Origin of the sequence: Corynebacterium aurimucosum (assembly GCF_030408555.1) — a bacterium.
Classification (GTDB): domain Bacteria; phylum Actinomycetota; class Actinomycetes; order Mycobacteriales; family Mycobacteriaceae; genus Corynebacterium; species Corynebacterium aurimucosum.
This window is the reverse complement of record NZ_CP047048.1, coordinates 1959543-1973336: the sequence shown is the minus strand read 5'-3', so window position 1 is coordinate 1973336 and position 13794 is coordinate 1959543. Positions and strand designations below refer to the sequence as shown.

The 13794-nt window shown below is 52.9% G+C and carries 10 protein-coding genes and 1 pseudogene; 5 read left to right on the top strand and 6 right to left on the bottom strand.

Annotation, left to right across the window (positions count from 1 at the left end; translation table 11 throughout):
* Nucleotides 1-18: 18 nt before the first annotated feature.
* Entirely contained in the window at nt 19-1278 is a 1260-nt protein-coding gene (locus CAURIM_RS09255) for a nucleotide sugar dehydrogenase (RefSeq protein ID WP_144656712.1), read from the top strand.
* A 664-nt stretch (nt 1279-1942) separates the two neighbouring features.
* Here CAURIM_RS09255 and CAURIM_RS09250 read toward each other — a convergent pair.
* Complete coding sequence (locus CAURIM_RS09250; protein ID WP_201827619.1) at nt 1943-2785, bottom strand: SGNH/GDSL hydrolase family protein; 843 nt, start codon at nt 2783-2785, stop codon at nt 1943-1945.
* A gap of 1192 nt (nt 2786-3977) precedes the next feature.
* Here CAURIM_RS09250 and CAURIM_RS09245 point away from each other — a divergent pair.
* Nucleotides 3978-4934, top strand: coding sequence for an APC family permease (locus CAURIM_RS09245; protein WP_201827621.1), 957 nt, complete (start codon nt 3978-3980; stop codon nt 4932-4934).
* Nucleotides 4935-5511: 577 nt separating this feature from the next.
* On the opposite strand, the gene CAURIM_RS09240 is transcribed toward CAURIM_RS09245, so the two are convergent.
* The 3 genes and pseudogenes from CAURIM_RS09240 to CAURIM_RS09230 all read right to left on the bottom strand — a co-directional run.
* Nucleotides 5512-6468 carry a hypothetical protein gene (locus tag CAURIM_RS09240; RefSeq protein WP_201827624.1) on the bottom strand — a complete coding sequence of 319 codons (957 nt, stop codon included), beginning with the start codon at nt 6466-6468 and terminating at the stop codon, nt 5512-5514.
* Nucleotides 6469-6509: 41 nt separating this feature from the next.
* On the bottom strand, nt 6510-7787 hold the full coding sequence (locus CAURIM_RS09235) for a hypothetical protein (RefSeq protein ID WP_201827626.1): 1278 nt from the start codon (nt 7785-7787) through the stop codon (nt 6510-6512).
* Between the two features lie 557 nt (nt 7788-8344).
* A pseudogene (locus CAURIM_RS09230) lies at nt 8345-8503 on the bottom strand (ATP-binding protein); the annotation flags it as partial.
* 209 nt (nt 8504-8712) lie between these two features.
* On the opposite strand from CAURIM_RS09230, the gene CAURIM_RS09225 reads away from it, so the two are divergent.
* Both CAURIM_RS09225 and CAURIM_RS09220 read left to right on the top strand, forming a co-directional pair.
* Nucleotides 8713-9201 carry a hypothetical protein gene (locus tag CAURIM_RS09225; RefSeq protein ID WP_201827629.1) on the top strand — a complete coding sequence of 163 codons (489 nt, stop codon included), beginning with the start codon at nt 8713-8715 and terminating at the stop codon, nt 9199-9201.
* Nucleotides 9198-9641, top strand: a complete 444-nt coding sequence (locus tag CAURIM_RS09220) for a hypothetical protein (protein ID WP_201827632.1) — start codon at nt 9198-9200, stop codon at nt 9639-9641. Before CAURIM_RS09225 ends, CAURIM_RS09220 begins: the two co-directional genes overlap by 4 nt.
* A 273-nt stretch (nt 9642-9914) precedes the next feature.
* Here CAURIM_RS09220 and CAURIM_RS09215 read toward each other — a convergent pair whose 3' ends face one another.
* Together CAURIM_RS09215 and CAURIM_RS09210 are read right to left on the bottom strand one after the other, a co-directional pair.
* The gene (locus CAURIM_RS09215; protein ID WP_201827634.1) at nt 9915-10151 is read right to left on the bottom strand and encodes a hypothetical protein; all 237 of its coding nucleotides are present in this window, start codon (nt 10149-10151) and stop codon (nt 9915-9917) included.
* Between the two features lie 91 nt (nt 10152-10242).
* The gene (locus tag CAURIM_RS09210) at nt 10243-12507 is read right to left on the bottom strand and encodes a DEAD/DEAH box helicase (RefSeq protein WP_201827638.1); all 2265 of its coding nucleotides are present in this window, start codon (nt 12505-12507) and stop codon (nt 10243-10245) included.
* 722 nt (nt 12508-13229) lie between these two features.
* Here CAURIM_RS09210 and CAURIM_RS09205 point away from each other — a divergent pair.
* A complete protein-coding gene (locus CAURIM_RS09205) occupies nt 13230-13673 on the top strand; it encodes a helix-turn-helix domain-containing protein (protein ID WP_201827642.1) in 444 nt (147 codons plus the stop codon).
* Nucleotides 13674-13794: the final 121 nt, after the last annotated feature.

Below are 13794 nucleotides of genomic sequence, written 5' to 3'. Positions count from 1 at the left end.
GAATAATTTGGAGGGACTATGACTCGTACAGTCACTGTCGTTGGGCAAGGATATGTGGGGCTTCCGCTCGCTGAAGCTGCTGCTCGTAGCGGATGGAGAACGTTTGGGTTCGATGTCTCAGAATCTGTTGTCAATGCCTTGAACAGTGGTATTTCGCACATTGATGACATTACGGAAGAGTCGTTGGCAAAAATGATCGAGGCAGGTTACACAGCATCGAACTCTCCGAACGTTATCGCCGAGAGTGATGTAGTCGTAGTTTGTGTCCCGACTCCGCTTGGGGACGCAGGCGCGCCGGATCTTGCAGCGGTGAAGTCTGCAACCACCACGGTGGGAAAGTACCTCAAGCGAGGTGCTGTTATTGTTCTCGAATCGACGACTTATCCAGGAACAACTGAAGATGTTTGTGTTCCTATTTTGGAGAAAGAGTCAGGTCTACGGGAAGGCACGGATTTCTACGTAGCATTCAGCCCTGAGCGGGTTAATCCAGGAATGAAGGAATTTGGTATTCGAAATACCCCGAAATTGGTCGGTGGTTGTACCGACGTGGCTACGGAAAAGGCAGTCGCGTTTTACGGCTCATTTATAGAAACGGTTGTTCCTATGAGTGGGGCACGCGAGGCGGAAACTTCCAAGCTTTTGGAGAATACGTTTCGGCACGTCAATATTGCCTTGGTTAATGAGATGGCGAAAGTTTGCCACGAGTTGGACATCGATATCTGGGAAGTTATTCGTGGGGCAAGCACCAAGCCCTTCGGCTTTATGAAGTTTACTCCAAGCGCTGGAGTGGGAGGGCATTGCATTCCGATTGATCCCAACTATCTGTCTTATGAAGTCAGACGCCAACTTGGCTATCCGTTGAGGTTTGTTGAACTGGCTCAAGAAATTAACAACTCCATGCCGCATTACGTCGTTACCCGAATTACCGAGCTCTTGAATGATCAGTCGAGATCTGTAAGGGGAGCAGATATTCTTTTGGTCGGCGTAACGTATAAGCCAGACATCTCAGATCAGAGGGAAAGCCCAGCGGTTCCTGTCGCCGATGAGCTGATTAGGCGAGGTGCAAACGTTAACTACTACGACCCATTTGTGCCGGAATGGTATCTCGAAAGTGGTACCTTAAACTCTGTTAGCGAGCCCCTTTCCGCTGCAGAAAATTCGGACATAGTTGTGGTTTTACAGAACCATTCGAGTATAGACTACGGTCGGCTAGAGGAAGTGGCGCCTGCGTATTTCGATACAAGGGGGATGTCCTCGAACCCAGCCAATCGCCTCTAAAGCTTGCGGTAAGGAAGTGGTTTGTTCTCCTTTAGGACGCAACCACTTCGCGAGGAATTCGGCTACAAGGCTAAGGCCGCATTCGGAAGTATTATTGATTCCTTTTCCTGAAAGCCTTGGGCTCGCTATGGCTTTTAGTCGTTAAAATATTGGATTCCTTTTTGGATAGCCTTAATAGGAAGATCAATTGTTGGTACAAGCGTTCTCGTCAGCTCTGCAATAGTGCAGGGCTGACTCCAGAACACTATTAGCGAATAATGTGTGTATTTTGCTCACTCCTAGAGCTCTGGCTCATGCACGGAGAAGCGATGTAGGCCTTTCCCTTCAATCGCGGGAGTCTGTACTGCTTACCAGCGACCAGAGGCTACTGAGTCGCATTCGGCTTGCGCCAATGTAGAAAGCGTTGTAGAAGAAGGTGCTAAGCGCGGGTCCGTAGAAGAATCTAACAGATATATGAAGCATGAGGCGCGTTGTCAATAGAGAATGGATGGATATCCAATCATCCACAGTGGCTCTTCCAATAATGTACCCGCCACAGCTCAAACAGACGGCGCGCTTAGCACAGCGACTATAGCCCCGCGTTTCCTTCGGCCAACAACTTCACTTTCAGTAGTCTAAACGAACAGCTGCCACCGATTTGTTTACTTTCCCAGAATAGGTCGGCCTACAGTGGGATAATCCTTGACAATTCTTCCGCAAGGAATTGGGCTACAGCATCTTGACCATCGTCATTGAGGTGTACGTGGTCGTAGAAATTGTCAGGTTGCTGTGAAAATTGCTTATCTAAATCAATGAGTTGGATTTCTTCTTGGGAAGCAAATTCGCGCGCGCTCTGGTTCAGCGCATGGGCGATTTTTGCGTCTTCCTCCCAAGAGGCTCGGCGACGTCGATATGCATTTCTAGCCCACTGCTCTCTGTTGAAATCGGACATTCTCCTTGGCCCTGTCATCAAAACAAAATTAACTCCGAAGTGCGAGCAGAAACTGTTCATGGCAGCCCAAGCGGCACGTGTGTGATTTAAACTGGGGCTTATTGTGGAACCGTTCGGTGGGTCAATTAGAGCGTGGGACTTAACTTTTGTCCAATAACTTCCAACAGTCCTTAATTGGGGTAGATCCGACATCGGAACGGCGGCAATCACGAAGTCTCCTGGGGAAGAAAGGCCCCCAATCTTGGCTATTAGCAGTGTGGCCATCTGCATAGATGTCATGCCCGAATAGCCGCCATTTAATACATTCAGGGGAAGTTTTCTAGCTAGTTGGGCAACGAACCTTCGCTCTTCATCATGGAACATGCTTTCAACAAAAGATCCTCCTAAGAAAAAAACATTCTTTTGCGCAGGGTTTGATTTGACACCGGTATGCAAAAATCCGTCTGCTGTGATCCTGCGCAGGAACTCTCGCTGTTGTAAAGTTCCATCAGTCTTTTGTAAATAAACATCCGAAGGGCTTACGTGATCTTCAAGATTGGGGCGGCCTTCTTTTAATCGAATACTTCTCTTGTTCATCGCTCTTTGTGGGTTATTTGGAACTGAGGACGGCGCCTTGCTAAATTCGTTTGGCGACGTGGGCGTAGGCGGGTTTGCGGGATGAGTCCGCAAACCCGAATATTGATCTAAACTACCACTTTTATGAAGAGCTTAGTGTCGAGATTAACTTGGATTAAAGGGCGTCCAACTTGTACGGGACCTGTGCCCGTAGCTAAGGATGTTTTCCAGAGACGGCAATGCAGAAATGCCCGATGGGTACCCGCTTGGTAGCTTGCTTTAATGGTTGAGCTTTTGCGCCCTATCGTTCTTGGGGCCACGAAACTTGCTGTCGCTGAAAGGATTTTAAAGAGTTTAGTTAAACCCGATTTTAGCCTCGAGAGTTTTGTCTTGACCGTGAGTTAGCTGAAGCTCAAGGCTAAAACGAGCCTCTTCAAAGGAACGAGCCTCTTCAAAAGCGACCGTGTTCTTTGAAGGCCTTGACGATGTGATGGACGCCCCCATTTGGTCAATGTTCTAAGCCCAGCTCACCGGACTGAAGTGTCCTCACCAGCGTTGAGATGCGAGGCATTGGCGACTTGGGATCGTTACGGTGCCGGATTCGAGGTTGGCTTTCTTGGAGAGGCGTTGTCAAGCGTGTCAGGGCAGAGCGCTCTGTTTACCACGATTAGTCCCCAGAGTGGGTCAGATCTGGAGTTAGCGGCGTGGCCGAGGAGATTTCGGCAACAAACAGTGTCGATCTGTGGATGGGGCAATGGAGGTCCGGCAATTTTTAGCACCGACCATCTCACGAGCACGCCTAATTAGTGATCCCCAGTCTTGCCCGAATCTCGCTAGGGACGTTGGCGTCGGCAAGCTCCTGCACAAGCAGTGAATCGTCTGTGATGAAGCAAGCCGTCGTCGAAAATGACCAGGCGGAAAACTATGAAGCCCTCATGGGTCTTTGCGATGGCGATGGGTGCGGCAATTGGTTGGGGCGCCTATATCTTGCCCTTCGATTGGATGTAGAAGGCGGGGCTGGCCGGCACGGTCATCGGCTTTGTCGTTGGTGGCCTGATGATTGCCGTTATTGGTTTGAGTTACGGCTTCACTATTCGTGCGCTGCCGCTGACCGGTGGTGGGGTGGGCGCTGACGCTCGGGTACTCGTGCGTCGTCGCGTTGAATGCGTCGGCGGTCACGCTCGTCTTCCGAGTCACGTTCCCTGAATTGGTTATGAGGGGCGCGCTTTCTGGCCAGTTCCAGTTCTTTGCCGTTGTGATCATGATTGTGGCGGTGGTGGTCATAGTGGCGTCGATGGTGATTTATTACGTCGCCAAGCGCCCGGAGCTTGCACCCGCTTTCTCTGTCGACGTTCCGCCGGCGGCAGCGGTTGCGACCATCATCGCTTTTGCCCCGTGGGCCTACGTGGGCTTTGATTCCATTCCGCAGTTGGCGGGCGAGTTCAATTTCTCGCCGAAGAAGGCGCTAGGCCTTTTAATGTGGGGAGTCATTGCGGCGACCTTGATCTACTTGGCGATGATGCTCGCAACCTCTATCGCTGTGGGAACGTATCACGATGCTTATGAAGGGGAGGCATGGCCGCCCGCGGCAGCGATTAGCGAGGTGATGGGGCCTGCCGGTTTGGTGCTTATGGTTGTTGCCGTTAGTGCCGGAGTCCTTACTGGGCTGAACGGATTCTTCACTGCGGCAAGCCGAGTGTTGTTTACTCTTGGCCGCGCCAACCTAGTCTCGAGTCGGCTGGGTGAGCTAAATGGTAAGCAGCGCACCCCACGCAATGCGATTCTCTTGGTGTGCGCGGTGTGCCCGGTTACCCCGTGGTTTGGGCGCGCGGCTTTGACGTGGGTCGTCGATATGTCCAGTGCTGGCATCACGGTGGCGTATTTCTATACCTGCTTCTGTGCTTGGAAGATTGCGCGTACCGGGCAGATTCCTGGGATGTCCAAGGCGATTGCGCCGAACAAGTTTTATGAGTACTTCGCGCTGGCTGGGTGCATCCTCTCCGTTGGGTTCTTGGCGTTGCTCTTTGTTCCGGGCTCGCCTGGCATGCTGGGAACGGCTCCGCTCATCGCGTTGGTGGTATGGGTTGTGCTGGGGCTGGCGTCGTGGGCCGTCAAGAGTCGGCAGCTGAAGGATGTGCCGCCGGAGAAGACGGCGTTGGTTTTGGGGTAGAGGGGTGTGTCAGCCGGTAGTGTTCAGGACCTGTGGCCTGTTGCAGGCAACCGAGGCGAAGACAGCGATGTCCTGGCTATCGTCAGGCTTAAGAAGCCCGAACGGCAAAGAGGGATGAAGTCACCTGCTGCGCCGTTTAGCGACCGGTCTCCATTCACGATGATGCTTCAATGAGGAATGTAAAGCAAGATGAAACGCACACCGTGGGAAGAATAGATACCCCACGCGGCCTTGCGCAGGATATCGCGGTCTTCGCACAGCTTCGCGTTTTCTTTTTCTAGCTGGCGGATTCGTTCGGAATCAGTTGTCGCCTGGGCCTTGTCGCGCAGGGTCTTCGTGCGAGCACGTTTGCCGGTCCCTACCTGGTCGGAACCCTGCTCGTCTCTAGAAGACGCACGCGACGTAGCTAGTCGGTCCGGTGGCGGACCAATCTATCGACGCACTTGGGAACTCGAATCGAAGCTGTGAATGCCCGCCACGTGGGAACCATGGGGCTAGTGAGACTAGCTATACATACTATCTGTTATCGGCCAACATTTGAGGAACAGCTACTTGTGACGTGAGATTTTTGCTGGAGTTAGTGTTGCTTCAAGTAGTCGTAAAAGCAGGAACCGGTTTGCGACAGATGATCCTTCTTCGTTTCTAGCATTCTTCTCAAATCAGTTCGGCCGTCGAGGACACTGTATATTTCCATACCCGTAACAACCATAAACGGACTCTGCACAGAGTAGGTGTCCAACGTTGTCGAGGCGATTCCGGTCTGCGTGATCAGAAGTCCCTGCGTGACGCGGCTCCTGCGCTCTATCTTGGCCCGAAAAATATCTGCAATATCTCGGCCGCTTCTCTCTTGCTCCCATTTCACTTCAACAATAAATCCAAATCGATCTATTTGAACAAAGCCATCTATTTGCTCACCCGGAAGATTGTAGGGTCGCTCGGGATTAAGATCATGCAGATCGAAAAGGTCATATATGAGGTCTTCAAAATCTCTCCCCCGTTGCTGCGGATTATCCGTCTGATGCATATCTAGCAGACGCTGTTTCATATCCTCTAACCGCAGCATGAACAGGCGGTTTCTTTCTCGCTGGGACTCTTCCTGCCTCCGTTCTTTTTCTATACGGGCCCTTTTCTCCATCATTTGCTGAAATGGTTGCGTAAACTTCGTCAAGCCTTCGACTGACAGCTGCGCTCTTCTAAGATTCTCAGATCTTTTTGGCTCCTCTAACCCTTCGATATCTGGAAACTCAACCATTTCCGACAAAGATAAGAACAGATCGATGATGGTATCTCGCAGACGATCTTCTTTCGCTTGCAGAGCCTCGACGACCTTGTCGGCATTCTGTATCTTGAATCCGCTGCTAAAATCGATCAAGTGGAGACCGGCAGTTTCGAAAGCTTCGCCCCCGAGGTGGCGAAGCAACAGCGAACGCTGCGCATTCTTGTAATACGTCGTATACGCTATAGCTTGCTTGAGCGCTTCATAAGCATGCGGATCAATCCGCTGACTTGCCCGAGGGTTTCCAGAAGTCGTCATATGAACAGGATAGATGACATCCACACACGGCCATCAGATAGCTAGCTTCCAAGGTTTTCATCTGGCTTCTCTTCACCGTCGGTAATATCTTTCTTGGTTCCCGTGGATTCCTTCGTGGTTACGGAAGCCTGCCAGGCCCGTGCGACCTCCCCCAGCTGGCCGTCAATGTACACACGCTGACCAACGCCGCGACGTATCTCCATCGCATCATCATCTTCGAAGCGAGCGAGAAACGCATCCAGCGAGCCGATGCGAGCCTCCGCGCTACGGCTGTCTTGGAAACTCCGTTGTTGAATCGAAGCCTGTCGGAAGAGGTATGTGGCTAGAACTCCTGCTCCCACACCAATGATCGCCCGCAGAATGCCACGAACAACATCTGCGCTAGAAACCACGTCTTCCAAGGCCGTCCGGCCTGCAAAATAAAGCAAAACCGCGCTGATGATCGTGACAACTCCTGCTGCTATCGTAAATCCAAGCCACAGTTGCTTAGCTTCTTCAGCCCGCTCCCTGAACATCCGTGCCATGGCATCTTCAGCCACGTATCCCGAGACAGCCTGTGTGTCCTCGATCAAATCATCGAGCTCTGCTTTTCGCGTTCGAATGTGACCCAGCATCGTGTCGAGCTCGTCGTTCGCCCTCGTCTTCTGCCTGTCAATCTCAGAATTGTACTGGCTCTGAAGTGTCGTGATCTGATCGTCGATACGCTTCTTCCCGGCCTCAACGCCGTCGTTGATTTCCTTCTCGAACCTGTCAGCCACCTCGTTGATTTGCTGACGCAGTTCGTTGAGATCTTTCTCTGCGGTCTGCTTGTTCTCCGCAATCGCAGCGGCGAGGCGCTCCCCTTCACTCTCCAGCCGCTCGACAGCTGCCTGACTCCTGTCGAGAAATCCAACGACCCGCTCACGCTCATTCGCGTCAGCCTCCTGCTGCTGTTCCAGAAATTGAACCGGCCGAAATCCCAATCTGTGAAGGGTGGAGAGCAGATCGTCTGCGGCCGTGTTCGCCTTAGCGAGTTCTTCGTCATAATCAGCTTCGTCGTCCCACTTGATCGACTGCAGCTGGACCAAGATGGAGTTTAAGGCCGTCTTCAGCTCATCAAGGAGAGGGCGACTGGCCAGTTCCTTGGTCACCATGCCCAGATAGAGCCTCGTAACATTGACGACCAGCTCAATCCTCCTGATAATGCCGCTAGCCAGACCGGGCAACCCTGCGTATGAGGGATCGAAGGTCTTGCTTAGCTCTGACAACCACTCATCGATGTCCCCCAGCTCCGCCCACAAGGGATGATCGTCGAACATAGCGGTAGCGGTATCACTCAAATCGAACCCCTCGTTGTCACTGAATCCTTGGAATGAGCTTACGTACGACCCTAAACCAACCAGCAGAAATGTCGAACGTAAGTACTATTCTACCCTTTCGCATGGCCCGAGCCAACCACCTACAGCCCCTGAGGGGATTCTTCCGGATTTTTGAGGGGATTCCTCCCCTACGTTCCTGACCTCTACCGAGGTCAGGTCAATAAACCGACACCGTCTCATGAGTCGCGACATGCTTGACAGGTGAATCGCGACATCGTTGACAAACCGGCATCTCAGTTTCTTTTTGTTCTGAGATGCCAGTTTCGCTTTGTCTAGAGCATTGGATGGGTCGAGCCAGTTCCTGAGGGACGCACCCTGCGGGAGACGTGCGTGTGAGCGCGATGTATCAGGAGAATCAGGCAAAAGCACGATAGTACCAAGTCGGTGATATGCGCAGAGATTCCGGGCACTGTTGTCAGATGCGAGTTTTTGGGGACCGGTGTTCTGGGGACTCGGTACTGTCGTGTTCCGGGTAGTTGGTACCGGGCCGAGGGGCGTGTCGGCCCGGACCGTTGGTCTTAGTCGTCTGGGGTGGTTGGGGCGGTGCCTTGGCGCATGTCGAAGTCTCCGATATGGATTCGGTGGCCGTTGTTGAGGTGGCTTACGAGCGAATCGGCTCCGACTCTGTCTGGCAGTGTTTCAACCCAGTAGGCGGCAGCTGATTGGGAGGAAAGGACAAAATCGCAGTCGTCCATGCCAGTCAGCAGCTAATGGAGCAAGGCTTAGATTATGGACCTTGGTCGATCTAATACTTCTCGTTCGACACCGTTCGTGCAGATTACACCCCGTCGCGTCCTATAATCGCCTCGTGGCTGCATGAGCTGGGGGTTTGGTGATGTGAAGGTGGGAGTTTAGTGTGCGGTACTAGCCCAACTATGATTTAGATGTGCCGCCCAACATTAATAAGAAGAACTATCGTCTAGCAGACATGAGCATATTGCCGGACCCAGTGGTGCCTTACCCGGACCCCGATGAGCAAGCCGAGATCATTGAAGATTGTGTAGATATGGCTGAATTCGGAACCGTGCTGCACATTCGGGAATGGCGTGGTCACGATAACGTGGTGGAGCAATACGCCCTTATGCTCAATGTCACCCCCGTGCACGCCGCATATAGTCGATGTAAGAAGCTTAAGGGTGAGCAAGCTAATTTTGAACAGGTGAGGCGCACAGACACGTGGCATAGCACTGTCCACAGCCATCAATATTTCATTGACACTGATGACTGTGAAGAACAAGTTCACGAGGAACTTTTTGGGGGTAGCCGAGAGGAAGAATCTCGACGTGTCGTGAACGGAACTTTTAAAAAGCACTACTATCAGATGGTGTATGACCCGTTTGACTATCTAGAACGATGGGAGGAAGGAAAACAATGAATGCGAAGCAGAAGCAGCACTATCGTGCTCGGATGGCGGTTGCGCAGCTGTTCCGTTCTTTCCTTGATCAGGGTGGCGAACGTGGTCGCTTGATGGAGCATTTAGGCGTTGAGACTATGCCGGTTATCGTGCCTGCACTGGGTGATACCTTGGCGTGTGATATCCGAGAGGCCGCTAATCGACAGTTCAAGGCTGGGGCAGAACACGTAGTTATTCCGGTTTGCATGCCAGTTAATGAGCCCAAAGGACTGCATCTTTGCATTCTCATTAACTCGACACATGACGCTCAGACTTTTTGGAAGCTGGATATGAATGAAATTCATGGCAGCGTTGAGATGGCACAAGTCGTTGAGGCATTGGATCCAAGTAAAAAGTGGGATACTGCAGAACTCGATTCAAAGCAGCAGCAGGAACTTAAGGACTTGGCTGACTTGGTCTAACCACTAAGCGTAGCTGTCTAAAGTAACCCTGCTCTGCAAGTGCTGGGGCCTCATACTTGCGTTGAAGGTATCCGCTCGGTGCTGATTTTTCTCAGTCAAAAGGCAAGGTGTCTAGCTGAGTGTTGACCCCTGCACAATTCGTTTTCGCCTGTTTGCTTTATTGAGGGATCGGCAGGGAAGGCATAGGTGAATCTAGTACCATCTCGCATAGAGTCGAGGCGAGTGTCTATGAGGGGGCGAGGGGCCATCACTGAGAAGCCCTGCATCGACACTTTAGGCTGACCCCTCTGGCCACCTCCCTTCTAATTCAACGCTGCCCATGAAATACCGGGAATGCGACTTTTTCAAGGATTCCAGGGAAGGCGCTGAAATATGGGCGATCTCAATATCAGGATCGTCGATCGCTGCTTCGCGGCGGAGGCGTTCCTTAAGTGCTTCAGTCGAATCCGAGAATTGTTTGATGAAAGACTCGCCTGAGCGACGTTTGTAAGTGATTACAAATTCAGCCACTGTGCTGCTCCGATTCATCCGACTGTCCAACAAGGATTTCAGTTGTGCACGGCCCCTAATCTAGTAGGAATCGGCCAAGCATGGGGCAGCTCTAACCGTTGCTGCGAGTGAACCCCTGCTTGGCTATGGTCGAGCTCCTCTTCCTGAAAGCCGCGGCGAGGGCAGGGACGTTGGAATCGACAAAGTCGTGCACCGTGGCAGAGATGGTCTCTTTATCATCGGTATCGCGAGTGACTCGGCCAACCTGCTGAATGACAACGCCGCGGAAGCTTACAGGCGCTGCCAGCACAAGAGTATCCAGCGCGGGAAGATCAATGCCTTCGCCAGCCACCTGGGACATGGCTAGAAGGACGAAATGCGGTGTTACGGCAAGCTGCTCACGGACGGCTTGCCTCTCGCTTGCCTTTTGTCCGCCGTGCAGTTGAAGGACGGGGAAGGGGGCGTCGGTAAGCAGGGCGTTGAGGGCAGCGAGGTGTTCGCGTCGTTTCACCAGGACGAGGACCGTGTGTTCGTCCTGCGCTGCTTGTGTGATGACATCGGCGATGAGGCGGTTTCGGTCCTCATCCGCCGCCAGAGCAGTGTCGAGATCGGGCCAGAACAGGTAAGGGGAGTCGTACGTGAACTCTGTGTCGTGGACTACGTAATCGCGGCGTCCGGGGCGTTCGAGCTCGACAGTATGGCGGATAGGGCCGCAAACGAGGGGAAGCAGCTTATCGAGGCCGTCGGAGCGGTACGGTGTGGCGGTCATTCCGAGCATAAAGCGAACGTTGAGGTGCGCGAGGACGTTGGTTAAACCCGCAGCGCCGACTCGGTGGCATTCGTCAACGATGATGTGGCCGTAGCCGGAGAGAAAGTCAGTCTTGGAATCATTGCGGCTGATGGACTGAGCTGTGACAATGTCTATCTCTCCACTGAGCTTCTTCTTGGTGCCCGAGTATTGCCCAACCTGAACTTCCGGGAGGAACTGCTTGAGGGCTTGGCGCCATTGGGTAGCAAGCTCCCTGGATGGAACAATCACCGCAGTGGGAACTTGACGCTGGGCGATGATTGCACACGCCATGACGGTCTTACCAGTGCCGGGAGGGGCAATGAGCATTCCAGACTTGTGCTTGAGTATCTGTTTGACGGCCGAATTCTGGTAGGAACGTAGTTCGCCGGCAAATGACGCATCGATGCGCCGGGGCTTGGGCGTATGACCACGTCGTGTGACGGTATATCCTGCAGTCTTCAGGATGTCGAGGACATCATCGAGCGTGCCGCGGTCGAGAGTGAGGACTTGGTCCTTTTCATCAAAACGTACGATGAGCCGTGGAGTGCCGAAAGTGGAGAAACGCTGGGCCTGCTTTATATAAAACTGCGGGTTAGCAATAGCACCTAGGTGCCGCAGGGCCGTACGGGTGGTGGCGTCGACGCCTGATAAATCGACGTGGAGGTGTGAATCGTGCGTGACGTGGACTTTTCCGGAGGCCTTTATCCTCTTTAGTTCTGCGCGGGTGGGTGCCTGAGGAAGGGATGTCTCGGGATCAGGCTGAAGCGCAGCGTAGATTCTCTTGAGCTCGGAAAGCGATGACTTCTTCGTTTTGGCCAAAGCCTCAAATTGGTCTGGCAAAGGTTGAAAATTACTGTCGACGAAGACTGTTGTGCCTTCGGAGCGATGGTGGCCTGCTAATGGGAGGGCAATCAGATTGCCGAAGCCACGGCCTCTCGCTGGCAGTGTGTCTTGGGATGGAAAGAACCGGTCGAAACTGGAGAAGTAGGAATCCGGGCTAGCATTGGCGAGAAGCCCGATGCCTACAGAACGAGCGAGGCCGGCAGGAATAGGTTCGTCGAAGAATACCCAGACGTGGGCTCCGTTCCCAGAGCGCGATACTTCTATGAGCGGATCGAGGCCGTGGCTCTTGCATTCTTTTGCGTAGGCGCGGGCGGCTTGCTTGAAGTCGTCATCATCAAAATCGCAGACCAACAGCCGGCAACTATCATCTATGCACAGTGGATAAAGCCCAACGTGGAAGCGGTTGTCACGGCGCAGATGTCCTTCGATCACCTTGGGCGTCAGGGGTTTTAGGTCGGGATTTCTTCGGTCATAGTAGCCATTGCTGGCCGGGTACCAGGCCTTCTTTCCCGCAGTATTTTTGGCCACTGCGTAGACATCTGTCCTCCCCGTGAAGTAATCCATGAAGAGGGCAATCTTCTCTTCCGGTGAGCGGTTTTCAGGGTGAACGTTCGCCGGCGGCGGTGTGGCTGCAGTACTAGGGCGCGAAGGAGTATGGCCGAGGGTCTGCAGTAATTGGGCCACCTGGGACTCCAATTCGCTAACGCGAGTTTCAAGCGCTTCGAGGCGTTCCTGTTCAGTCATGGTGCGTGTTCCTTGTGCGTCGGAACTAGTTTATCGGACGGTGTGCGGCTAAGAGCCTTGTCGGCTTGGTGTTGTATTGCTTAGAATAAGCGCACGACGAGCCGGCTACCGGAACGTTGTCGCCTGGAGCCGCGTAGGCTCCAGAGCTTTTTGTAGGGCCTTCTGGGCGCAGTGATGGAGTGCGTGCCTTAACAGTCAAGCTTTGATTCTGGCAGGAGTGCCGGACAGGCGCAGCAAGTGGAGCGTTGAGGTGGCCTCTAGACATTCACACACAACTCGGTGTCCTTGGTCAGAGTCTCACTGACAGGTGAAATACGCTTCAGGTGTATGTGCCATGCTGGGAAAGGAGCGCTGAGGGTTTCCTCTACGCAGATTCTCCACGAGGGCTAATCACTGAGATAAGCAGCACTGACTACTGAGGGACAACGGAGGGATCAAATTGACAAAGTCAACCGTTTCAAAGCCTGACAACTTGAATACTTCTGTAGCTCAGGTACAGAACATGGATGAGGAAGACCGCCGCCGCTACGTCGAGTACGTAGGGCGGGAGATTGCCAATTGGTCCGCGGATCTTAACTGCCGTCTAGCTTGACCAAAGGGCTTAGGGGGTGCCGAATTGGGGTATTTTGTGGTCACGTACGTGCAGTATGACTACGATTGGAAGAGATTTCACTTGTAAGTGAAAAGGATTTAATTGGTTGCAAGAAGAGGAAGGAGTGCCGATGAACGCCGCGACAGTGATTAACGATCGGGTGATGATCGACGATGACATGGTTGAAAATCTCCAGTCTCTACCTTCTCTCGGTGCCGCGACTTTTCGGGTGACAGACGCAGAAGGCCGTGTTGTGTCGTTGCCCCTTGACGTGCAGCGACTGATTTCTCAAGTGTTGACTTCTGTTGCGCAGCGCGGCGAAATTACCATTTCGCGCGTACCCGAGGAACTTACCAGTACTGTCGCTGCAGAGATTTTGGGTGTCTCTCGTCCAACCCTCATGAAATGGGTTAAAGAGGGAAAGATAGTGGCTCACAAGTGTGGAACGCACACCCGCTTTAAGCGTGATGATGTTCTGAAGCTGAAGCAGCAGCGAGCCGAGGAGCGGGCTCAGGCGTTCAGTGAGTGGCGTGAATTCGAAAAGGAGAACGAGCGCTTTTTCTCTGAGCTCTAGTTGGGGGATGGGTTAAAGCTAGCTTTGTGATGTCTAGTGGCTTTTTGGACACGGAGTCCAGGATGTTTTTGGACGGGATGTCTAGTGGCTTTTTGGACGTTTGCGGCGGTGGAATAGCCGG

Coding starts and splice junctions, on each gene's coding strand:
- CAURIM_RS09255 (WP_144656712.1), top strand. CDS start 19: ATGACTCGTACAGTCACTGTCGTTGGGCAAGGATATGTGGGGCTTCCG.
- CAURIM_RS09250 (WP_201827619.1), bottom strand. CDS start 2,785: ATGAACAAGAGAAGTATTCGATTAAAAGAAGGCCGCCCCAATCTTGAA.
- CAURIM_RS09245 (WP_201827621.1), top strand. CDS start 3,978: ATGAGGGGCGCGCTTTCTGGCCAGTTCCAGTTCTTTGCCGTTGTGATC.
- CAURIM_RS09240 (WP_201827624.1), bottom strand. CDS start 6,468: ATGACGACTTCTGGAAACCCTCGGGCAAGTCAGCGGATTGATCCGCAT.
- CAURIM_RS09220 (WP_201827632.1), top strand. CDS start 9,198: ATGAATGCGAAGCAGAAGCAGCACTATCGTGCTCGGATGGCGGTTGCG.
- CAURIM_RS09210 (WP_201827638.1), bottom strand. CDS start 12,507: ATGACTGAACAGGAACGCCTCGAAGCGCTTGAAACTCGCGTTAGCGAA.
- CAURIM_RS09205 (WP_201827642.1), top strand. CDS start 13,230: ATGAACGCCGCGACAGTGATTAACGATCGGGTGATGATCGACGATGAC.